Annotated in this window: 17 protein-coding genes; 2 read left to right on the top strand and 15 right to left on the bottom strand. The window is 69.8% G+C overall.

Going from position 1 to position 21,090, the window contains the following annotated elements; translation table 11 throughout:
• Window positions 1–23: 23 nt before the first annotated feature.
• On the bottom strand, window positions 24–1,262 hold the full coding sequence (locus QSK17_RS04185) for an MFS transporter (protein ID WP_285703035.1): 1,239 nt from the start codon (window positions 1,260–1,262) through the stop codon (window positions 24–26).
• Between the two features lie 117 nt (window positions 1,263–1,379).
• A complete protein-coding gene (locus QSK17_RS04180) occupies window positions 1,380–2,075 on the bottom strand; it encodes an alpha/beta fold hydrolase (RefSeq protein ID WP_285703034.1) in 696 nt (231 codons plus the stop codon).
• 182 nt (window positions 2,076–2,257) lie between these two features.
• Between QSK17_RS04180 and QSK17_RS04175 the strand changes: the two genes are divergently transcribed.
• Window positions 2,258–3,337 (top strand): LacI family DNA-binding transcriptional regulator, encoded by a 1,080-nt coding sequence (locus QSK17_RS04175; RefSeq protein WP_285703033.1) that lies wholly within the window; start codon window positions 2,258–2,260, stop codon window positions 3,335–3,337.
• A gap of 62 nt (window positions 3,338–3,399) precedes the next feature.
• Here the strand turns inward: QSK17_RS04175 and QSK17_RS04170 are convergent, their stop codons facing one another.
• From QSK17_RS04170 to QSK17_RS04135, 8 genes are all read right to left on the bottom strand, one after another.
• Window positions 3,400–4,236, bottom strand: coding sequence for an EamA family transporter (locus tag QSK17_RS04170; protein WP_285703032.1), 837 nt, complete (start codon window positions 4,234–4,236; stop codon window positions 3,400–3,402).
• Window positions 4,237–4,260: 24 nt separating this feature from the next.
• Window positions 4,261–6,306: a phosphocholine-specific phospholipase C gene (locus QSK17_RS04165; RefSeq protein WP_285703030.1), complete on the bottom strand. Its 2,046-nt coding sequence runs from the start codon at window positions 6,304–6,306 to the stop codon at window positions 4,261–4,263.
• Between the two features lie 15 nt (window positions 6,307–6,321).
• Complete coding sequence (locus tag QSK17_RS04160; RefSeq protein ID WP_285703029.1) at window positions 6,322–8,193, bottom strand: glycoside hydrolase family 5 protein; 1,872 nt, start codon at window positions 8,191–8,193, stop codon at window positions 6,322–6,324.
• Window positions 8,190–10,193 (bottom strand): beta-galactosidase, encoded by a 2,004-nt coding sequence (locus tag QSK17_RS04155; RefSeq protein ID WP_285703028.1) that lies wholly within the window; start codon window positions 10,191–10,193, stop codon window positions 8,190–8,192. The genes QSK17_RS04160 and QSK17_RS04155 overlap by 4 nt, the downstream gene beginning before the upstream one ends.
• 4 nt (window positions 10,194–10,197) lie before the next feature.
• Window positions 10,198–11,037, bottom strand: a complete 840-nt coding sequence (locus QSK17_RS04150; protein ID WP_285703027.1) for a carbohydrate ABC transporter permease — start codon at window positions 11,035–11,037, stop codon at window positions 10,198–10,200.
• A 2-nt stretch (window positions 11,038–11,039) separates the two neighbouring features.
• Window positions 11,040–12,011 carry a carbohydrate ABC transporter permease gene (locus tag QSK17_RS04145; RefSeq protein ID WP_285703026.1) on the bottom strand — a complete coding sequence of 324 codons (972 nt, stop codon included), beginning with the start codon at window positions 12,009–12,011 and terminating at the stop codon, window positions 11,040–11,042.
• A 2-nt stretch (window positions 12,012–12,013) separates the two neighbouring features.
• On the bottom strand, window positions 12,014–13,282 hold the full coding sequence (locus tag QSK17_RS04140) for an ABC transporter substrate-binding protein (RefSeq protein WP_285703025.1): 1,269 nt from the start codon (window positions 13,280–13,282) through the stop codon (window positions 12,014–12,016).
• Between the two features lie 73 nt (window positions 13,283–13,355).
• Window positions 13,356–14,558 (bottom strand): ROK family protein, encoded by a 1,203-nt coding sequence (locus QSK17_RS04135; protein WP_285703024.1) that lies wholly within the window; start codon window positions 14,556–14,558, stop codon window positions 13,356–13,358.
• A 112-nt stretch (window positions 14,559–14,670) separates the two neighbouring features.
• Between QSK17_RS04135 and QSK17_RS04130 the strand changes: the two genes are divergently transcribed.
• The gene (locus tag QSK17_RS04130) at window positions 14,671–16,761 is read left to right on the top strand and encodes an alpha-galactosidase (protein WP_285703023.1); all 2,091 of its coding nucleotides are present in this window, start codon (window positions 14,671–14,673) and stop codon (window positions 16,759–16,761) included.
• A 36-nt stretch (window positions 16,762–16,797) separates the two neighbouring features.
• Here QSK17_RS04130 and QSK17_RS04125 read toward each other — a convergent pair whose 3' ends face one another.
• The 5 genes from QSK17_RS04125 to QSK17_RS04105 all read right to left on the bottom strand — a co-directional run bounded on the left by QSK17_RS04125 (window position 16,798) and on the right by QSK17_RS04105 (window position 21,061).
• Window positions 16,798–17,661, bottom strand: coding sequence for a bile acid:sodium symporter family protein (locus QSK17_RS04125; protein WP_285703022.1), 864 nt, complete (start codon window positions 17,659–17,661; stop codon window positions 16,798–16,800).
• Between the two features lie 86 nt (window positions 17,662–17,747).
• Window positions 17,748–19,082 carry a Dyp-type peroxidase gene (locus tag QSK17_RS04120; protein ID WP_285703021.1) on the bottom strand — a complete coding sequence of 445 codons (1,335 nt, stop codon included), beginning with the start codon at window positions 19,080–19,082 and terminating at the stop codon, window positions 17,748–17,750.
• A 54-nt stretch (window positions 19,083–19,136) separates the two neighbouring features.
• On the bottom strand, window positions 19,137–20,153 hold the full coding sequence (locus tag QSK17_RS04115) for a hypothetical protein (protein ID WP_285703020.1): 1,017 nt from the start codon (window positions 20,151–20,153) through the stop codon (window positions 19,137–19,139).
• Window positions 20,154–20,197: 44 nt separating this feature from the next.
• Entirely contained in the window at window positions 20,198–20,731 is a 534-nt protein-coding gene (locus QSK17_RS04110) for a hypothetical protein (protein ID WP_285703019.1), read from the bottom strand.
• A 195-nt stretch (window positions 20,732–20,926) separates the two neighbouring features.
• Entirely contained in the window at window positions 20,927–21,061 is a 135-nt protein-coding gene (locus QSK17_RS04105; RefSeq protein WP_285703018.1) for a hypothetical protein, read from the bottom strand.
• Window positions 21,062–21,090: the final 29 nt, after the last annotated feature.

Genomic DNA, 21,090 nt, shown 5'->3' with positions numbered 1-21,090 from the left:
GTCCGGCCGCGGAGCGGTACGGGTCAGCGGACGGACTTGACGCGGAGCACGGTCAGTGAGCCCAGGATCGCCACCACGATGCCGGCGATGAAGAGCGTCGGGTAGCCGCCCAGGCCGATGAGGAACGCCGCTGCGAGGGGCGCGATCATCTGCGGTCCGGCGTTGGCGATGTTGAGCACGCCCAGGTCCCTGGCCGCGTTCTCCGGGTTGGGCAGGACGAGGGTGACCAGCGCCGTGTCGACGGCGTAGTAGGCGCCGAAGCTCACCCCGTTGACGGCCGCGAAGATCATCATTCCGGTCCAGGTGGGTGACAGCAGCAGGATCAGCAGCGCCAGCCCGGTGATCGCGCTGGAGGCGAACACGAACAGCCGGTACCGCTGCAGCTTGTCGGCCAGCGGCCCGCCGATCAGGGTGGCGACGACGGACGTGCCCGTGTTGATCAGGGTCAGGGTCGCCACGCCCCCGATGGCGGTCACGCCCGAGGGCAGCGCGATGTAGTCCTGGAGGATGTAGAGCTGGAACATCAGCACCATGAAATAGCTGAGGTTCATCAGCGCGCGGCCGAGGAACACCCACATGAAGTCGCGGTGCTTGAGAGCGGAGAGGAAGTCCGTCAGCGCGGCGAACGGCGACCTGCGCTCCTTGACCACGACCTCGTACTCCCCGGGACGGGGATCCCTGCTGAACAGCACCAGGAGGACGGCCGACGCGACCACGCCCCCGCCCAGGAGCAGGTAGCCCGCGACCGAGCCGATGTACGCGGCCGCGATTTGGGTGCCGATGATGGCGGCGACCGAGGTGGCGATGCCGGCGACGGCCGAGGCGGTGCCGCGCAGTTCCCTTGGCACACGATCGGGGACGACGGCCGTGAGCGCGGCCTGGAAGAGGTTCATCATGGCCTGGGCGATGGACCAGGCGACCAGGATCACAATGACGGTCTTGGCCGTGCCGAGGAACCACAGCGCGACGAACGCGGCCAGCGCGCCGCCGAGCAACCAGGGGTTGCGGCGGCCGAACCGGGAGTGCGTGCGGTCGGAGAGCGCCCCGCCGATCGGGTTGAACAGGGTGGCGAAGATCGCGCTGACCCCGGCGACCAAGCCCGCGTTGGACACCTTGTTGACGGGGTCGGCGACCTCGATGGCGCTCTGCACGAGCGGGCCGCCCACGCCGAAGTAGACGGCGAACATCGCGGTATTGGCGATGAAGAGGAGCCCGAAGAGGCCGGCCTGACCTGTCCTTCGCGCGGAGGTGGTGACGGTCATGATGCTCCATTGGGGGGTGTGATCGGCATCAAGGAGTGCGACGTGTCGCGACGTGTTTCGAGCACGGGAGACGTGCTCGCGCAGCGGCCCCCTCAGGCGGGAGCCGTAGCGGAAGATCTAGATCCAGCCCTCGAGGCCGGCCATGAAGTCTTCGAACAGGTGGCGATGGATCGTGTGTTCGGCGCCCTTCACCACGCGCACCTCGAAGTCCTTGGAGACGAGGGTGTCGGCGAATTCCGGAGAGACCAGCATGCTCGGGTCGGCCAGCTGGACCAATGACGGAACGACCGGCTCCGGCGTGAAGTCCGAGTCGACGAACGAGCTCAGCGCCACCGCGGTCGCCGGGTCCCACTTGGCCAGCATCTCGACCTCGAGCGCGCATTCCTCGGCGGACCAGCCGGGATGGGCCTGCTGCACCATCTCCACGGTCTGGTCCTTGGCCGCGGCCATCATCGCGCCGAGATCCACCCCATCGACCTGGGGAAGGCGGAACCCCGGGTCGGCGTAGACCGCCCTGCCCGGCTTGAGCCGCTCGACCGCGACGGCCAGGGTGAGGCCGCCGAGTGAGTGGCCGATGGCCAGGCCGGGGCGGGCCGGGACCGACTCCAGCACGCTCGACGCGTACAGCTCGGGGGTGTACCGCTCGGCGCGGGGGCTGTCGCCATGGCCGGGCAGGTCCACCGCGATGACCCGGTAGCCGCGCTCGGCCAGCGCCGGGCCGACCCGCCACCAGCAGCGGGAGTCGGCCATGATGCCGTGGATCAGTACGGCTACCCGGTCACCGGAGCCCCATTCGCGAGTGTGCAGCAGCATTGGAATTACCTCACAGAAGTGATCGACTGTTCGGCGCGCCGACGAGAGATGGCGTCCCCGCTTGGTCAGCCCGGCGTCGACGGCCTGCTTATACGTATAAGCAGTTGATAGCATCGCGCCCAGAAGGCGACAAGAGCAGGGTTCTGGTCTTTATCAACTCGCTATGATCCAGAATGGACGTGATGTCCGCTAAGCCACCCACAAGTCTCGACGTCGCCCGCGAGGCAGGGGTCTCCCAGGCGACGGTGTCGTATGTCCTCAACAACCGCGAGGGCATGCGGATCAGCGACGAGACGCGGGCGCGCGTCCGGGAGGCCGCCGACAGGCTCGGGTACGTGCCGCACGCCGGAGCCCGGACACTGCGGACCGGGCACAGCGGACTGGTGCTGGTCCCGCTGGTCGACATCCCCTACGGCGTGCTCGCCGTCGGCATCATGGAGGAGCTGGACCGCGAGCTCAGCAGGCTCGGGTACACCATGATCCAGTACGGCGCGCGCCGCCTGAAAGGCGTCGCCGCCGCCCGCGCGTGGGCCGAGCTGCGCCCGGTCGCGGTCATCGCCCCGGCCGAGCGGCTGACCCGGCAGGCCGTGGACGTCCTGCACTCGGCGGGGATCAAAGCGGTGGTCGGCCTCGGCGTCGTGGGCTGGTCCTCCGAGATCGTCTCCACTGTGACCATGGACCACGAGGCAATCGGGGTCACCGCCGCCGAACACCTTGCCGCGCGCGGCTGCTCCACCCTCACCGCGATCGTCCCGGTCGAGGACGGCCTGCGCGAGATGGGCCTGCGCCGGGCGTCGGGCGTGCAGCGGGTGGCCGCGGCCCACGGCGTGCCGTACACGCGGGTGGACCTGGCCTTCTCCGAGGCCGCGGCCGCCGCGATGCTGGACGTGTGGCGGGACGCGAACAGCGCAGGCAGCGCGGACAGTGTGGACGGCGCGGACAGTGTGGACGGCGCGGACACCGCCGGACGCGCGCCGGCGAAGCGTGGCGTGTTCGCCTACAACGACGACTACGCGATGCTGCTGATGGCCGTGCTCGCCGACAACGGGTTCTCCGTTCCCGGCGACGTGGCGGTCGTGGGGTGCGACGATTTGCCGTTGGCGAAGCTGCTGCGGCCCCGATTGACCACCGTCCGTTTCGACGTCGCGACCGCTCCGGCCGTGCTCGCCCAGGCTCTGGACGAGGTCGTCAAGGGCGGCGAGATCGGACGGCACCGCCTCACCCTGTGGACCCACGCCCTGGTCGAGCGCGATTCCACCTGAGAGCTGGTGATCAGCGGCAACTCGGTCCAACCGGCACGGCGAGACGGCTGGGTAGCCGTGGCTCAGCGCGCGGACAGCAGAACGACGCCGACGGTGACGATCCCCGCCGCGACGATGCGCCGGCGGCCGAGCCGTTCGGAGAAGAACAGCGCGCCGATGAGCGCGCCCCACAGGATGCCCGTCTCGCGGAGCGCCGCGACCTCGGCGAGCGCGCTCCGGGTCTGGGCCCACAGCACCAGGCCGTACGCCACCATCGAGATCGTCCCCCCGACGGCCGAGACCCGCCAGCGGTCGCGCAACGCGGGCACGATCGCCCGGCCGCGTACGGCCGCCATCACCGCGAGGGTCAGCACCCCTTCGACGGCGAACATCCAGACCGCGTAGCCGAGCGCCGTACCTGACTCCCGTACGCCCAGGCCGTCCACCACGGTGTAGGCCGCGATGGTCGCCCCGGTCAGCACGGCCGCCGTCACGGCCTGGCGAGATGGCATGCGTCGCCGTCCCGCCCCGGCGAGCGCCAGCGCCGCGAGCCCACCGCAGGTCGCGGCCAGGCCGAACACCTGAAGAAGCGCGAGCCTCTCACCCTGCAAGCCGGCCACGATCGCGACGAGCAGCGGAGCGCTCCCTCTGGCGATCGGGTAGACCTGGCCGAAGTCGCCCAGCTCGTAGCAGCGGATGAGCAGCAGCATGTACACCAGTTGCAGCGCGATCGAGACGCCCCAGTACGGCCAGGCCCCGGCCGCGGGCGGAGCCACGAAAAACAGCAGCGGCAGGCAGATCAGCGACTGGGCGATCCCCATGACGCCGAAGGCGGCGTGCCGGTCGGGCACCGCCTTGGCGAGCGCGTTCCACGTGGCGTGGAGTAGTCCGGCGAACAGCACCGCGACAGCGGAGAACACGAGTAACCCCCGAGAGCGAGCGCGTCAGCCGGAAACGCCGGCGCGGCCGTTTTCGAGGTGGCCCATCACCCGGCGGTGGAAGGACGGGTCCTCGGCGACCGTCAGCCGCAGGTCGTACCAGCCGGACGCGGTGTCCCAGTCGAGCACCGTCCGGTCTCCGGCCGCGACGAGCACGTCGCGCCGACCGGAGCCGTAGGCGAGCGCTTCGAGCGTGAACGTCAACGGCGCCGGTCCGGGGTTGGCGATCGTCACCGAGAGCCGGTGGCCCGCGCCGCAGGAGGACACCGCCACACGGGCGGCCGGGCCCGTACGGGACCCGGCGAACTCGCGCCGGAAGCCGTTCGGGCCGGTGAGGGTCAGCCGGTAGGCATCCACTCCGAGGGGGACGGTGAGCGACCGCGCGCCGAGCACGTCGAAATGGCGCGGGAACTCGAATTCCCCGGCGTACGGGTAGAGCGCGAAGTGGCTGCCCCGGTCCCCGACGTCGGTCATGGTGACGATCAGCCCGTCGTCCGCCAGGACGGCGGATGCCTCCGGCCGGTAGGGCAGCGGCCGGGCGGGCCGCGTGCCGGGCTCCTGCGCGGTGAGCCGCCCCTCGGCGGGGGGTGTCGCCGGCCAGCGCACCCGGAACGGGGGCACGGTCACGGCCGCCGCCGTCGGGGGCCCGGTCTCCTCCGGTGCCGCCGGCGCGGATGCGGGCGCGGGGGGCGCGGCCGAGTCGAACGCCGGCGTGAAGTCGAACGCCGAGGTGAGGTCGCCCGCCACGCGTCGCCGCCACGAGCTGATGTTGGGCTCCGCGACGCCCAGCCAGCGTTCCACGAAGCGGATCGTGGACGTGTGGTCGAACACCTCGGAGCAGACCTGCCCGCCGACGGTCCACGGCGACACGACCGTCATCGGCACCCGGTAGCCGAGCCCGATCGGAAGCCCGTCGATGAACTCGTCCTCGGTGCCCTCGGGCGGCAGCGGCGGCGGCACGTGGTCGTAGAACCCGTCGTTCTCGTCGAAGGTGAGGAACAGCGCCGTCCGTTCCCAGATCGAAGGATGCGAGGCGAGCGCGTCGAGGATCTCGTAGACGAGTCCGGCGCTGTGGGCCGGGCTGGACGGGTCCGGGTGCTCGGAGTACGCCTCCGGCGCGACGATGTAGGAGACCCGCGGCAGCCGTCCCTCGGCCACGTCCGCGCGGAAGGACGCGGCGAGCCGCCCGGGCGCGACCCTGGACAGTCCCCGCTGGTAGGCGTCCAGATCGGCGGGGGCGAGCTGCGCGACCCCCTTCTCCAGCGCCGCGAGCATCTCCTCCCGCTCCGCCGCGGGCAGCCCGGCGATCGACGTGTAGAAGGAGTGCAGGCTCCGGTAGGGAGTGTGGGCCAGGGCCTCGCGCGCGACCCTCTTGAAGGAGGCGAAGTAGTCCAGCGAGTTGCACTGGTAGTTGTCCCACTCCTGGTAGACCCGCCAGGTCTTGCCCGCCGCAGTCAGTCGCTCGGGGTAGGACGTGTGGGTGTAGCCGGGGTGGGTGTCCTCCTCGCAGGCGTCGTTCGCGGTGGTGCGCCGCCCCGACGGCTCGGGTCCGACGGTTCCCGACCAGTGATAGAGGCGGTTGGGGTTCGTCGGCCCGAACATCGAGCAGTGATAGGCGTCGCAGAGGGTGAAGGCGTCGGCGAGCTCGAACTGGAACGGCAGGTCCCGACGGTCGAAGTGGACCATCGCGCCCGGTCCCTTGCCCGCGATCCAGCCGTCGTGCCAGCCGCCGCCCCGGGTCCGCTGCCCCGTGTCCCATTCATGGTCGACGCCCTCGACGTACTGGAGGTCGCCTTCGGTCAGGTTCCGGTCACCCGTCCCTGCGCGCACCGGGTAGGGGAGGACACCGGACTGGTCGAACACCGGCCGGCCGTCCCGCAGCGTGATGGCGTTGCGGTCGCCGAACCCGCGCACTCCGCGCAGAGTCCCGAAATAGTGGTCGAAGGAGCGGTTCTCCTGCATGAAGAACACGACGTGCTGGATCGAGTCGAGCCCCCCGGGCGGCATCGGCCGGGCCAGCGCCGCCCGCAGGGACGGGGGAAGAGCAGACAAGGAAGGGGAGGCCTTTCAGATCTTGCGGCAGTAGAGCGCGTCGGGGGTACCGTAGCGGCCGATGCTGTTGGAGAAAGCGATCCCGGCGGCGTACTCGTCGGACGCGCACTGCGCCTTGTAGTAGCCGTAGGCGTAGTCGCCGCCCTCGCCGGACGCGGGACGGCTGTCGCCCCGGTCGTCCCACAGAGTCCGGCCGGCGCCGGCCAGCGGGATCCGGCCGGGGGCGCAGAGCACGGCCGACACCTTGTCGCCGCGCAGGCTGTAGCCGTTCATGAACTGGCCGTTGGGGCACTGGTACTTGGTGAACCCGGTCGCCCAGTCGGTGGTGACGCTCTCACTCTTCACCACCTTGGCGTCGCCCGACTCCCACAGGTTCGCCACCCCGGCGTCCGTGCACAGGCCGCCCTGGCCCTTCTGGCTGATGCCGATCATGCGCTGGTCGTCCGGGCAGGACAGCTTGCGCGCGCCGGAGTCCCAGTCGCCGCGGGCGCGCATCCGCGCGGACTGGTTCGCGTCGCTGCGGATGCCCTGGAGCATGGACCAGGCGCGGACGGGGGTGACCTGCCCGGTGTACCCGGTGGCGGCGATCAGGCGGCCCCAGTGCGCCGCCCGCCAGTCGTCGGTGTCGAGCACGCTGCGCAGGCCGCCGTCGGCGGCGTAGCGGACGAGGCCCCAGGTGTTGCCCTGGTCGTTCTCCTGGAATCCGACCATCGGCCAGTACGCGAAGTCGACGCCGTTCTCGATGAGGAAGTCGACCATGTTGGCGAACCAGGCCTTGTCCTTGTCGGTGGCGACCTTGCCGACGCCGAACTCGCTGATCCACACAGGGGCGGTGAAATGCCGGTCCGGGGTGGTCGCCACGTAGGTGGCGGTGTCGCGCATGACCGCGAAGAGGTCGGAGCGGCTCAGGTCCCGGTAGCGGTAGTCATGGGTCTCGCCCAGTCCGTCCGCGCCGGTGTGCTGCGGGCCGGTGTAGCCGTAGAAGTGCGCGGCGTAGACGAGCTTGTGCGAGCGGACGAGCGTCTGCGAGAGCGTCGCGACCGGCTTGAGCATCGGCCGGTCGTGCCACAGGCCGTCGACCGGGATGCCGGACCAGTTGATCCCCTCGATCATGATCAGCATGTCCGGGTCGGCCTCGGTGAGGATCCGGTCGCCCGCCCGCTGGGCGGCGGCGGCCCAGTCGTGGCTGTCGCCCAGGCCCCAGTTGGGGTTGTCCCAGGTGTCCCGGCGCACCTCGTTGCGCAGGTCGGCGCCGACGACCCGCTTGTTGGCCTGGTACCGCCGTGCCATGAACACCCAGTCGTCCAGCCATTTCTGGGTGCTCTGGCTGCTGTTCCACCGTTCGTTCCCGTCGACGGCGCAGCACCAGCGAGTGGTGGTCGTGTGGTTGTTGAGGATGACGGCGAACCCGTCGGCGGTGAGCGCCTCGACGACCTTGTCGTAGACCTGAAGGGGAGTGAGGCCGCGCAGCTGCGGGTTGGCCGCCACGCCCGCGTCGCTGACCGGCCGCGCGTCCGTGATCATCTCGTTGGAGAACGGCAGGCGGATGCTGTTGATGCCGAGCGCGTGGAAGTCCGAGATCATCTTGCTGATCGGGACCCGGGCCAGGCCGAGCGGGACCCGGTGAGAGGTCTCGGAGGCGAAGTTGTCGGCCGGGTTCTCGTCGTCGCCGCTGCCGGTCCAGGTGCCGCTGGCGCCGTGCCAGTTGCCGGACTGCAGTTTGAACCGCTTCCCGGTGGCGTCCACGATGTAGCGGCCCCGGGTGCTGAGCGGCCCTTCCCAGGACGCCGCGAGGGCGGTCGGTGTGTCGGCGGCCGCGGGCTGGGGAACCACGGTCAGGCCGCCGAGGGCGGTGGCGATGACCGCCAGGAGTGCTCCTAATCTCATTGAGTCACCTCGGATCGGGAGTGACGCGCGAGAACCGCGACGTCGCGGGGGTGGAGGGTGACCTGCTCGACCTCGGGGCGCCCGGGGGCGAGCAGGTGGTGGAACGGGCGCGGCAGGTCGACCGTGCGGACCCGTTCGGTGTGGTTGAGCAGCAGCAGGAACTCCCGGCCGCCGCCCGCGCGCACCGCGGCCTGGACGCCGTCGGGGAGGTCGGGCAGCACCGGCTCGGCGCCGGCCTCGGCGAGCGCCTCGGCCATGACCGCACGCATGATCGTCTCGTCCGGCCGGGTGGCGACGTAACGGACCGTGCCCGTGCCGAACCGGTTCCCGGTGACCGCGGGCGTGCCGTCGGCGAAGGCCAGCAGGACGTCCGCGCCCTCGATGCGTACGTCCTCCCGCCACAGATCGGCGGTGCCCTGCCCCAGGGGGAACGTCTCGCCTTCGGCGGCGGGGCGGTACTCCTCGACGCGCAGGCCGAGCGCCTCGCGCAGCGGCCCCGGGCAGCCGCCGTCGTGGATCCGGTCGTTGCCGTCCACCACACAGGTGAAGAACGACACCAGCAGGTGCCCTCCGGCCGAGGCATAGTCGGCGAGCCCACGCGCGTGCTCCTCGGTGAGGAGGTAGAGGTTCGGGACCACGACCAGTTTGTAGCCGGACAGGTCCGCGCCGGGCGGCAGCACGTCCACGCCGACGCCGAGGTCGAACAGCGGGCCGTAGTGGTCCAGCGCCCGGTCGACGGCCTTCAGCCCGTCGGACGGGCGGGAGTCCAGTTCGAGCGCCCACCAGCTGTTCCAGTCGAACAGCACGGCCACCTCGTTGGCGACGCGGGTTCCGGCCAGCTCCGGCACCGCGGCCAGCTCGGCGCCCAGGGCGGCGACCTCCCGGAACACCCGGGTGTCCGGACCCGCGTGCGGCACCATCCCGGAGTGGAACTTCTCCGCGCCGCCGCGTGACTGCCGCCACTGGAAGTACAGGACGGCGTCGGCACCGTGCGCGATCGCCTGCCAGCTCCACAGGCGCATCCGGCCGGGTTCCTTGATGCCGTTGCGCGCCCGCCAGTTGACCGCCGAGGGCGCCTGTTCGACCAGGTACCAGGGGTCGCCGCCGTGAGCGCCGCGCGCCAGGTCGTAGGCGAGGCCGGCCGCCACGTGCGATCGCGGCCAGAACGGGTCGGGGTAGCTGTCGAGCCCCACGACGTCCATCCGGTCGGCCCAGGAGTGCACGTCCACCGGTTTGTGGTGGGCGAGGAAGTTGGTCAGGATCGGCACGCCCGGTGTGACACGTCGCAGGATCGCCGCCTCGATCTCGAAGCACGCGCGCAGCGCCTCGTTGCTGAACCTCTTGAAGTCCAGTTGCTGGGCCGGGTTGGCGTACGTCGGCGCGAGCCTGGGGGGCAGGATCTGATCGAACGAGGTGTAGCGCTGGGACCAGAAGTCGGTGCACCAGGCGGCGTTCAGTTCCTCGATGTCGCCGTACCGCGCGCTCAGCCAGCGGCGGAAGTCGCGGGCGGACTCCTCGCAGAAGCACTCGGCGACGTGGCAGCCGTACTCGTTTCCGACATGCCAGAAGCCCAGGGCGGGGTAGTCCCTGTAGTGCACGGCGAGCGCCTCGACCAGCCGGGCGGCCCGGTCGCGGTAGACCGGGCTGGACGGGCAGAAGTGCTGGCGGCCGCCCGGAGACAGGACGGCGCCGGATTCGGTGACCGGCAGGATCTCCGGGTGCTCCGTGGCCAGCCACGGCGGCGGCGAGGCGGTCATGGTGGCGAGGTCCACGGTGACTCCCGCCGCCGCCAGCTCATCCATCACCGCGTCGAAGTAGGAGAAATCGTACGCGCCGGGCGCGGGCTCGACCCGCGCCCATCCGAAGACGCCGACGGTGACCAGGTTGACCCCGGCCTCGGCCATCAGGCGCACGTCCTCGGCGCGGATCTCGTCCGGCCACTGCTCGGGGTTGTAGTCGCCGCCGAAGCCCAGCCCGCCGAGGCGGTCGGTGAAACTCATGTACTCAGTCCTTCATTCCAGTGGCGGCGATGCCCTGGACGATGTAGCGCTGCGCGAACAGGAAGACCGCGATCAGCGGGAGGATCGTGACGACGGCGCCGGCGAAGAGCGCGGGAAGGTTGATCGTCTGCGAGGTCAGGAACGTGGACAGCGCGATCTGGGCGGTCCACGATTCCGGGTCCTGACCGATGACGAGGGGCCAGAGGAAGGCGTTCCAGCTCTCGATGAACGACAGCGTGCCCAGCGAGGCGAGCAGGGCGGCCGAGTTGGGCAGCACGAGCCGCCAGTACACGCCCAGATGGCCGAGGCCGTCCAGGCGGCCCGCCTCCTCGATCTCCTGCGGGAACTTCAGGTAGAAGTTGCGGAACAGCAGCACCGAGAACGCGTTGAACAGGCCCGGCGCGATGACGCCCCACTGGGTGTTGACCCCGCCCATCGCGCTGACCAGCACGAAGGTGGGCACGAACGTGGCCGAGGTGGGGATCATCAGGGTTACGACGATGAAGGACATGACCACGCCGCGGCCGGGCACCGCGATGCGGGCCAGGGCGTAGCCGGCCATCGAGCCGAGCAGGGTGGAGACCGGCGCGGTGACGATCGCGATGATGAAGGAGTTTCCGAGCGCGCCCGCCATCGGCACCGACGGGTCGTCGAACACGTCCAGGAAGCCCTGCAGGCTGAACGGGTCGGGCAGCCAGTGCCAGTTCGGGTCGGTGATCTGCATCCCGGTCATCAGCGCGGCGCGCAGCATGAAGTAGAAAGGCGCCAGGAACAGCACGGCGGCGACGCCGACGACCAGATAGGTCAGGACCGTCACCGGAGTCCTGCGCGTGGTCTTGCGCATGGTCAGTCCTTCCGGCCGAATCCGACGAGGCGGCCCTGCAGCAGGGTCACCAGGATGATCAGCAGGGTCAGCAGGAACGCCCCCGCCGAGCCCACGCCGTAGTCCTGGCCTTTGAGCGCGGTGTCGTACAGGAAGACCAGCGGCGGCCGCACGGGGGCGGTGGAGTTACCGGTGGCGGTGATGAACACGTTGTAGAACTCGTCGAAGGCCTGGAACGCGGCGATGAGGATCAGCATGAGGATCGCCACCGACGTGTTGCGCAGCATCGGCAGGGTGATGTGCCGGAACTGCTCCCACCGGGACGCGCCGTCCAGGGAGGCCGCCTCGTACAGGTGGGCCGGGATGGCCTGGAGGCCCGCCAGGAACAGGATCATGTAGAGGCCGACCTGGAGCCACAGGCGTACCGTGATGATCACGATCCAGTAGAGGGGCGGGTCGGTGCTGGCGATCCACGACTGGACGTCCCAGCCGAACAGTCCGCCGATGGTGTTGGCGACACCGGACGGCAGGCCGTTGAACAGGCTCATCTTCCAGATCAGGGCGGCGACGACGTAGGAGACGGCGGCCGGGATGAGGAAGCTGGTGCGGAAGAAGGCCCGGCCGCGGCGCAGCCCGTTCAGCAGCATGGCGAGCCCGAGCGACATCCCGAACGTCACCGGCACGATGAAGATCGTGAACAGGATGATCCCGGTCATCGACGAACGGAACGCCTCGTCCTTGAGCAGGAACGTGTAGTTGTCCAGGCCGATCCAGGATCCGAGATCGACGGTGCCGCGCGCGTCGCTGAAACTGAGCAGGAAGCTCCAGCCGATGGCGACGTATTTGAACAGGCCGAGGCCGAGGACCATGGGCGCGGTCAGCAGGGTGAACGCGCCCACGGCCTTCCAGTCGACCGGCCGCCCGCGGCGGCCGCGCCGGACCCCGGCCGGGCGGACGGCGACCGCCGCCCGCCCGCTCGTGGCGGTGTCGGACATGCTCAGGCCAGCTGCTTGTCGAGCTCGGCCTGGCACTTCGCCGCGGCCTCGTCGAACAGCGACTTGGCGTCGCCGCCGCTCTTGGCGATCTTCAAGACGGCCTGCGCGAACGCGGAGTCCATCGCGGTGTTCCACAGGTTCGGGTAGGCCTTGCTGGTGTTCGCCAGGATGTCGGCGGCGTCCTTCGCTGGGCCCGAGGTGAACTCGGTGGTCTGTGCCGCGACGCTCTTGCGCGACGGGACGTGGAACCCGTAGCTGACGCACCAGTCCTTCTGCAGGTCCGTCTGCTTGATCCAGAGCCACTCGATGTACTTCTTGGCCTCTTCGACGTGCTTGCCCTTGGCGTTCACGGCCGCGAACCAGCCGCCGATGCGGGAGACCGCCTGGCCCGTGTCGCCGAACTTCGGCCACGCGACGACACCGAAGTCGTCACCGAGCGCCTTCTTGATGGCGGGCATGGCCCACAGACCGCACCACTGCATGGCGGCGGCGCCCTGGATGAACGCGCCCGGGTCGTACCAGTCGGTGGTGAAGTCCAGCAGCAGCGACTTGTCGTCGTGCAACTGCTTGAGGCCGGCGATCGCGGCGATGGCCTCGGGCGAGTTGAAGACGACCTTCTTGCCCTCGGGGTCGAGCAGGTCGGCGCCGTTCGACCACAGCAACAGGTACGCCGCGTTGCCGATGCCGTCGGAGCCGACGAACAGGCCCTTCTGCTCCCGGCTGGTGAGCGTCTTGGCGGCGGCGGCCAGCTCGGCGAACGTCTGCGGCGCGGCGATCCCGGCCTTCTCCAGGACGCTCCTGCGGTAGTACAGGACCATCGCGTCGTCCATCATCTTCAGGCCGTAGAGCTTGCCGTCGGCCGTGGCGGAGTCCAGCGACGCCTTGGAGTACTCGGCCTCCTGCCCCTTGACGATGTCGTCGAGCGGAGCGAGCAGGCCGTTCTTGACGTCGACGTACTGGAAGTCGCCGATCTCGAACAGGTCGGGCGCCTGCGGGGTGAGCAGCGTCGAGTGGAGCTTCGCGGAGTAGTCACCCGCGATCCAGTTGACCTTGATGGCGACGTCCGGGTTGGCCTTGGTGTATTCCTCGGCGTACCTCATCACGGCCTGCTGGGTGCCGGCCTCGCCGTAGGCGTGGTACCACTGCTCCAGCGTGATCTTCGCGCCCGCCTTGACGGCGTCGTCCTTGCCGCACGCCGCGAGCGCCACGCCGCCGACGAAGAGGAGCGACCCGCCGAGGAAGGCGCGGCGGGAGGTCAGGTTAGTACTCATTGGGGGGTTCCTTTCTGAGGAGCCGAGGCGCTCCGGCGGCCCGTGGGGCGGGCCCTTGTTCTCGGAGGTAGTGCTAGGAGGGCGTGACCAGGGACTGAACGGCGACGGCCGCCGCGCCACGGGCCCATTCCTCGAACGGCAGCGGGCGGATGACCAGGCCGCACCGCCCCGCGCTGCCGTAGGCCTGGGCGGAGAACGCCTCGCGGATCGACTCCTCGAACAGGTCGTAGGCGTCGAGTCCCTCGCCGGAGACCACGAGACTCTCCGGGCCGAGGAGGTTCGCCACCACGGCCAGGCCGAGGCCGATGGCCCGGCCGACCACGGCGAAGACCTTGCGGAGAACCTGGTCGCCTGAGCGGGCCAGATCGACCGCCTGATCGATGGTGAGGTCGTCCACGCCGGTGGCGCGGCGAGCCTCGGTGAGCAGTGCCTGGGTGGAGGCGAGCGCCTCCAGACAGCCCGTCGCGCCGCAGTGACAGCGCGGTCCCTCGACGCCGATCGGCACATGACCGATCTCTCCGGACACGCCGAACGCGCCGGAGACGAGACCCCCGTTGACGACGAAGGCGCTGCCTATGCCGGTGCCGACGGTGACCAGGGCGAAGGAGGACGCGCCGACGCCCTCACCGAACCACTGCTCGGCGACGGCGAGTGCCTTGACGTCGTTCTCCAGGGTTGTGGTGAGCCCGGTCGCCTCGTCCAGCAGCGCGGCGAGCGGGACGTCCCGCCAGCCGAGGAAGGGCGAGTAACGCACGACGCCGGCGTCGCGGTCGACGTCGCCGGAGATCGCGACACCGAGCCGATGGGTCCGCTCCCGGAATTCGGGGTGCTCGTCCAACAGCTCCGCGGCGAGCGCGGCGATGGCCGCGACCACGTCGGCGGGCTCCATGGGAGACGCGGAGGCGTCGGTCCGCACGTCGTAACCCGGCACGGCGTGGTGACGAGCGGCGACGATCCGGGAGCCGAGGTCGGTGATCACGCCGATGAGATCGTCGCCGGTGATCTTGATGCCGATGAAGTACTCGCGCTCAGGCGCGATCGCCAGAGGACTGGCGGGCCTGCCCGCGCCGGGCGCCGTCCGCTCAGTGGGCGCGAGTTCCCGCAGGTAGCCCGCCTCGATCAGGGGGCGGGCGGCCTTGGTCACGGCCGCCGACGAAAGGCCGGTGAGCCGGCAGACGTCGACCCGGCTCACCGGGCCCCGGGTGAGGACCATGGTGAAGACCACGGCGGCGGCGGGGCTGGTGATGGGCGCCCCGGAGCCCTGGCTTCTCGGCATGCGGGTTACCGTAGGGTCAACTAATTAACTTCGTCAAGAATTTAATTCGGGACGGTCCAGCCCTACACTTCCGGACTGTCCCGGATCCCCCGCCGCGAGGAGCACCCCCACTGTGATCGAGTTCGACCCCCGGCACCGGATCTGGCTGCTCAGCACGCCGACGACCGCGTACGCGCTCCGACTGGACGAGGACGGCACGCCCCGGCATGTGCACTGGGGGCGCCCGTTGACATTGGAGCAGGCGGCGGCCGTGCCGCGGTTCCGTGACCCCGCGGACAGTAGCTTCGAGCACCCGCGGGCGGATGGGGCGGAGCTTCCCGTCGCCGGCTTCGGGCCGTCCGCTCTCCAGGTTCGCTTTCCGGACGGAGGGCAGGAGATCGAGTGGCGCTATGACGGGCACACGGTGGACGGCGGCCACCTGTTCAGCCATCTGACGATCCGGCTGCACGACCGTCTCCATCCGCTCGCGGCCGAGTTGCACTACCGGGTGCACGAGGACAGCGATGTGCTGGAGCGATGGACCGTACTGCGGCACACCGGGGAGGACGCGCCACTGGAGCTGCTGCGCGTGGACGCGGCCTCGTGGGGCGTTCCCCTCCTGGCGGGCTACCGGCTGAGCCATGTGACCGGGGCGTGGAGCAGCGAGTTCCGGCTCCGCCGCGAGGCCGTCCCCGGAGGGGAGACCGTGCTGACGAGCAGACGAGGCGTGTCGGGGCACCACACCAATCCATGGATCATGATCGATGGCGGCGGGGCCGACGAGGAGCACGGTGAGGTGTGGAGCTCCGCGCTCGCCTGGAGCGGAAGCTGGCGGATCACGCTGCACCGTTCACCCGCCGAGCGCCTGTGCTGGAGCGGCGGATTCGGCCACGAGGGCGTCACCTGGCGGCTGGAGCCGGGCGAGTCACTGGAGACGCCCGTGTTCGCGGGCCTGTACCGCCCGGACGGGTTCGGCGGGACGAGCCGGTCCTGGCACGACTACATCGCGCGGCATGTGCTGCCCGCCGGATCCGAGCTGCGCCCGGTGGTCTACAACTCATGGGAGGCGACCGGCTGGGCGGTGACGGAAGACGGGCAGAAGGACCTGGCGGCGCTGGCGGCCGAGGTCGGCGCGGAGCTGTTCGTCATGGACGACGGCTGGTTCGGCGCGCGCGACAGCGACGAGGCCGGACTGGGCGACTGGGCGCCGAACCCCGGCAAGTTCCCCGCGGGGCTGCACGGGCTGATCGCCGAGGTGCACCGGCTCGGCATGCGGTTCGGGATCTGGGTGGAGCCGGAGATGGTCAACCCCGACAGCGATCTCTACCGCGCCCATCCCGACTGGGTGCTGCATCAGCCGGACCGGCGCCGCACCTTGCTGCGCAACCAACTGGTGCTCGACTTCGGGCGACCCGAGGTGGTCGCGTGGGCGCACGACTGGCTCGACCGGCTGGTGCGCGACCACGAGATCGACTTCCTCAAGTGGGACATGAACCGGGCATTCACCGAGGCGGGCCGGCCCGGATCCAGTGATCCCGGCCGGGTGTGGATCGACCACGTGCGCGGCGTCTACGAGGTGATGGACCGGCTGCGCGCCGACCACCCCCGGCTCCGGATCGAGGCGTGCGCGGGCGGCGGCGGCCGGGTCGACCTGGGGGTGCTGCGACGCACCGACGAGGCGTGGACCTCCGACAACACCGACGCCGCCGACCGGATCGCGATCCAGCACGGGTACGGGCAGATCTATCCCACCCGAACGATGGCGGCCTGGGTGACCGACAGCCCGCACTTCCTGACCGGCCGGGACCTGCCGCTCCGATTCCGCTTCCACGTGGCGATGGCCGGAGTCCTGGGCGTCGGCGGCGACCTGACGCGCTGGAGCGCCGCCGAGCGGCGGGAGGCGGCGGAGCTGGTCGCGCTCTACAAGGAGATCCGCCCCGTCGTACAGCACGGAGTTCACCACCGGTTGGGAGAGCCGCCGCTGACCGGCGCGCAGTATGTCGCGGACGGCCGGGTCGTCGTGCTCGCCTGGCGGCGCTCGTCTCCCTTCGGAGCCCCGCCCGTCCCGCTCCGGCTGCGCGCGCTGGACCCCGGCGCCCGCTATCGGGACGAGGACACGGGGACCGTCCACCACGGTGCCGTCCTCATGGCCCACGGCCTCCCGCTGGAGCTACCAGGTACCGACTACGCCAGCGCCCTCGTCCGCCTGACGCGCATCACCTGAGACAGCATCCCCTGAGACAGCAGGCCCCGCCGCTCGTCAGCCGCCGCCCCGCCGGCGGCTGAGCAGCGCGGCGACCGGTATGGCCGCCGCCAGGCCGCTGAGCAGCACCGCGGCAAGCGCTCCCAGGACGGCCGGCTGGTTGCCGAAGGCGATACCGGCGGCGGCCAGCGCGGGCCCCATGTTGCGCACCGCCGTGACGCTGCCCATGGTGGTGCGGCGCACCGGCGATCCGGTGGCCAGCCACGCGCCGACGGCGAACGCGGCGACGGCGAGGACGAACCCCGCGAGCAGGGTGAGTGAGCCGAGCAGCGCGACGACGTCGCGCCAGTTGCCCGCCAGCATGCCCACCAGCACGATCAGGAACGTCACGTTCGACACCTTGACGGCCACGGGGTGCCACGACCGCGCTGTGGGCGGTGCGTAGCGTCGCAGTATCAGTCCGACGGCGAACGGTACGAGCTGCAGGATGGCAACGGTCCGCACCAGCGCGGCGACGTCGATGGAGATACCCCCGCCCGCCTGGGCCGCCGCGAGGATGGCGTTGGCTGTCAGGCCGAAGGTGATGCTGCCGACGGCGGCGAGCAGCACCTGCATCGCCGCGCCCGCGACCACGTCTCCTTTTTGCACCATCGCGAGCTTCGCCCCGAACGGTCCGCCTGGTGACGACGCGACCAGGACCAGCGCGGTGAAAGCCGCCGCCGGCAGGCTGAACAACGCGGCGATGCCCCAGCCCAGCAGCGGGACGACCACCAGGTTGGCCACCAGCGCCAGCAGGAGCAGCGGGAGGTCGGCGAGGACGGCGCGTAACGCCGTCGGCGTGGCTCCGAGACCGGCCGCGAACATGGTGGTCGCGATGAAGATCACGGTGACCGCGTTGAAGAGCAGATGCAGCGTATCCATGAAATCCGTCCACACTGGTGGAGACCGTGCCCCGGCGGCGCCGCTCGCCTCAGCGCGGCTCGTCGCCGCGACCTCAGCCTTTTGGATCAGTCTTTTAGATCACCAAGCCAGCGCAGGGCGCTCAGTCCGGGCATGAAGCAGTACTCGCCGCCGCGCGTGACGACGAACCGCGGCAGCGACTGCAGGCGCCGCCGTACCGGCCGCCGCTGGATCGTGAAGTCACCGGTGCCGTCGCCGGACCCGACCACCGGATCTTTCGCGTCCCCCGCGCCGAAGAAGACACCGTCGTTCATCCATTGGGACTGGACGAACTCGAACTGCCGCCCGAGGTGCGCTCCGATGAACGTGAACATCAGCCCACGGTCCGCCCCGTCGTCCTCCAGGACCCCCTCGGGCAGCGGCGGGCCGTACGCGGTGCCGCGCCTGATCATCCGGTGCAGCCTCGGTTCCCCCGCCACCGACGCGTCGCGGGGGTTGGCCCGGCGGATGTGGCAGCCGAGGGGAGTCGTGAATCCCGCCGGATCACCCTGCTCGTAGAGGAACCTGTTGTTGCGGCCTGGGTCGGCGCCGAGGTCGGGGTCGTCGTGCTGCGGGCGGAGCGCCAACGGCGCGCCGCTGCGCCAGCGTCCCATGATCTTCGCCGCCAGCAGCTCCTCGTCCTCGGGGCCGGTGGAGTTGTCCTTCAGGTACCGCCGGAACATGGCGACACGTTGGTGGAGTTTGCGGAAGGCCACGTAGGTGCCGTTGCGGCCCAGCACCTCGGGCTGCGGGGTCTGGACGCCGCCGAGCTCGTCGCGGTAACCGAGCACGAACTCCCCGGCCTTGAGCGGCACTTCCAGCGGGTTCGACCCGGCGATGCCGCTGCCCTCGACCGCCGGGTGGCTGATGCCGTCGCGGTAGCCGAAAGGCTCGGTCTCGGTCGGCAGCGCGTAACAGTCGTGCCGCCAGACCGGGACCACGCCCGGGAGGTTCTCAAACGCCGGGCGGGAACGATCGATGGCCGCTTCGAGCTGTGCGCCGTCGGGCGCGAGCGCCACGAGCACCACGTGGACATCCGGCGTGCCCAGCGGCGATTCCCAGTGCTCGGGGCTGCTCTCGCCCGTGTCGCCCAGCGCTTTCGCCCGTGCGGCCATTCCTTGCCGGAACTCCCAGGCGAACGTGTCCAGCGATTCCTTCGGCACGCCCAGTGCCTTGAGGCCGTGACAGGTGACCGCGACGCTCACCCAGGTCTCGCCCAGGGGACTCATCGAGTCGGTGGCCGAGGTCACCACCTCGCTCAGCCGCCGCATCAGCTGCCGCCCGTGCGCGCGGTCGTCGATGCGGAACAGGATGTACGTCGCAGCGTACGGGGTCGGCCGAGGGCTGAGAACCCCCCGCTGGATGTCGTCGAGTTCGAGCGCGGCATGCGTTTGCTCGGTCACGGATACCTGCCTCCCTGTGGCACTACCTCGCTGGGGCACTACTTCGCCGTGGCACTACTTCAACGTGACGAGGTTTCTCCAGAAGTTGCGCAGGCTCTCGTCTCCGCCGAACAGCGAGCTGAAGATCGTGGAGTCCGCCAGGAGCACATCGCCGGCCCGCTCACCGGTCGGGGGCATCCACAGGAACATGTTGAACTCGGTGTTTCCCGCCTCGGTGAACGGGTGCGGCTTGGTCATGTCGATCGGCTGCCTGCCCAGCACGTGGATGGCATTCGGGTCGTCCGTCGTCACGGCGTAGTGCGGCAGGTGCATGTGGAAGTTGAAGGTGGTCACCCCTTCCAGCCATCCCTTGGTGTCCAGATCCCTGGCGATGGACAGCGGGGCGATCTTGCGCGGTTCCCGCATCGCTGGACGCAGCCCGTAGCGGTTCTCCACGGGCACTCCGAGCCCTTGCATCAAGGAGCGGGTGTACATACCGAACCGTTGCTGTCGGGGAACCAGGAGGTCGCCGTGATGGTGGTATTCCATATCGCGCACGGTCAGGTCGTCCGATGCCCCGACGTCGTGGTGCGGCCCCAGGACCAGGCAGGTTCCCTCCCGGTTGACGAACTGCCGCAGTGCCTCGATCTCCTCGGGCGCGGCCTCCTGCCCGGTGATCATGTGATCCAGCCCGAACACGAACAAGGTGTCGGTGTCCGCCAGCACCCGCTCGTCGAGCGGAGTCCGGAAACCGGCTTGATCGATGCGCTGGTACACGGGTACGGGGTGCCCGGTGGTCTCCTCGACGAACTGCTGGAACGGCACCCAGGCCCAGAAGAACAACTCCAGCGTCCCCGCGATGCCCTGCTGGAACTGCATGGGGTCGGACCACTTCGGATCCTCGTAGGCAGGCCAGGCCACGCGCCGGACTTCGGTCATCGTGGAGAACCGGTTGTCGAGCTCGGCCGGGTTCCTGCCGGCCTCGGCGGGATAGCTCCACGCGACGTAGATGCTCACCCGTCGCCGACCGGGGGTGTACTCGCGTGGCACATGGTTCTGGTTGTAGGTACGTGCGGTCCTGAACTCACTCATTTCGTCTCCGATCGACGGCGCAGCAGGTGGACGACAGCCCGGCCTCACTGCAATTGGTCGAGCATCTCCGACAGGGCGCTCTTGATCCGCAGAGCCTTCTTGATCTCGTCGGCGCTGATGTACGGATACTCTCCGTATTCGATGAAGCTCGGGCACTGGTGCTCGCGAACGAACCTGATGAACGCCTCGGGGTTCGTCCTCCAGTCCTCGGGGAATCCCTCGAGGTTCTCGAAAGCCGTGCTCACCCCGGACTTGGTGAACAGCGCGATGGCGTCTTCGGTGTACTTGTCGAAGTCGGTGTCGAAGATGCCCTGATACATGAAACGCGTATCGTCATCGAAGAGCACCCAGCGCAGATAGTGCAGCTTGAGCGGCGCGAGAAGGTACGGATCGCTTTCCAGCGCCTTGGCCAGCGTGTAGCCGTAGTTGCGGATCGCCTCGGCTCTGCCGGGTTTGACCTTCGCGATGACGGTGAATCCGTAACACGCCGGGGTCCTCGGAAAGATGGGACCGTATTTCCCCTGCTCGAGTTGGTCGGTCTCCTTGGGGATAACGACTGCCTGCGGTCTGATGTCCATGACTCTCCCTCCGTCACTAGCCAGTGGGGGGAACACGCCAAAGCAGCTAACCGGACACTACACCCATACCGGGATAAGCAGGCGATAAGTGGGATCGGGGCGCCGTGTCCGGTGCCACCGCGTCCGCGCGGTGAATGACATCGGCCATGAGGACGTCGACCGGGCGATGGGCCGGGCCCGTCGGAGATCCGGCGGTCAGGAGATGGTCGCGGCCGTCACGGTTCCCGGCAGGCAGAGGTCGTACGGCGGGGCGCACCGATGGTTCGCCGCCGGGCGCCGCGTCCTGCCCGTTCTCGCCTGTCCGGTTTCGAGCAGTCCGGTTTCGAGCATGGGAGAAGCCTGGCCTGGGCACTATCATC

Origin of the sequence: Microtetraspora sp. NBRC 16547 (assembly GCF_030268965.1) — a bacterium.
Taxonomy (GTDB): domain Bacteria; phylum Actinomycetota; class Actinomycetes; order Streptosporangiales; family Streptosporangiaceae; genus Microtetraspora.
The sequence above is the reverse complement of the archived record's forward strand: the minus strand, read 5'-3'. Positions and strand labels throughout refer to the sequence as shown.

Excerpts from the sequence above, each read along its gene's own strand:
- QSK17_RS04135 (WP_285703024.1), bottom strand. The coding sequence starts at position 14,558 with ATGCCGAGAAGCCAGGGCTCCGGGGCGCCCATCACCAGCCCCGCCGCC.
- QSK17_RS04105 (WP_285703018.1), bottom strand. The coding sequence starts at position 21,061 with ATGCTCGAAACCGGACTGCTCGAAACCGGACAGGCGAGAACGGGCAGG.
- QSK17_RS04110 (WP_285703019.1), bottom strand. The coding sequence starts at position 20,731 with ATGGACATCAGACCGCAGGCAGTCGTTATCCCCAAGGAGACCGACCAA.
- QSK17_RS04180 (WP_285703034.1), bottom strand. The coding sequence starts at position 2,075 with ATGCTGCTGCACACTCGCGAATGGGGCTCCGGTGACCGGGTAGCCGTA.
- QSK17_RS04185 (WP_285703035.1), bottom strand. The coding sequence starts at position 1,262 with ATGACCGTCACCACCTCCGCGCGAAGGACAGGTCAGGCCGGCCTCTTC.
- QSK17_RS04145 (WP_285703026.1), bottom strand. The coding sequence starts at position 12,011 with ATGTCCGACACCGCCACGAGCGGGCGGGCGGCGGTCGCCGTCCGCCCG.
- QSK17_RS04155 (WP_285703028.1), bottom strand. The coding sequence starts at position 10,193 with ATGAGTTTCACCGACCGCCTCGGCGGGCTGGGCTTCGGCGGCGACTAC.
- QSK17_RS04115 (WP_285703020.1), bottom strand. The coding sequence starts at position 20,153 with ATGAGTGAGTTCAGGACCGCACGTACCTACAACCAGAACCATGTGCCA.
- QSK17_RS04160 (WP_285703029.1), bottom strand. The coding sequence starts at position 8,193 with ATGAGATTAGGAGCACTCCTGGCGGTCATCGCCACCGCCCTCGGCGGC.
- QSK17_RS04150 (WP_285703027.1), bottom strand. The coding sequence starts at position 11,037 with ATGCGCAAGACCACGCGCAGGACTCCGGTGACGGTCCTGACCTATCTG.
- QSK17_RS04175 (WP_285703033.1), top strand. The coding sequence starts at position 2,258 with ATGTCCGCTAAGCCACCCACAAGTCTCGACGTCGCCCGCGAGGCAGGG.
- QSK17_RS04140 (WP_285703025.1), bottom strand. The coding sequence starts at position 13,282 with ATGAGTACTAACCTGACCTCCCGCCGCGCCTTCCTCGGCGGGTCGCTC.
- QSK17_RS04125 (WP_285703022.1), bottom strand. The coding sequence starts at position 17,661 with ATGGATACGCTGCATCTGCTCTTCAACGCGGTCACCGTGATCTTCATC.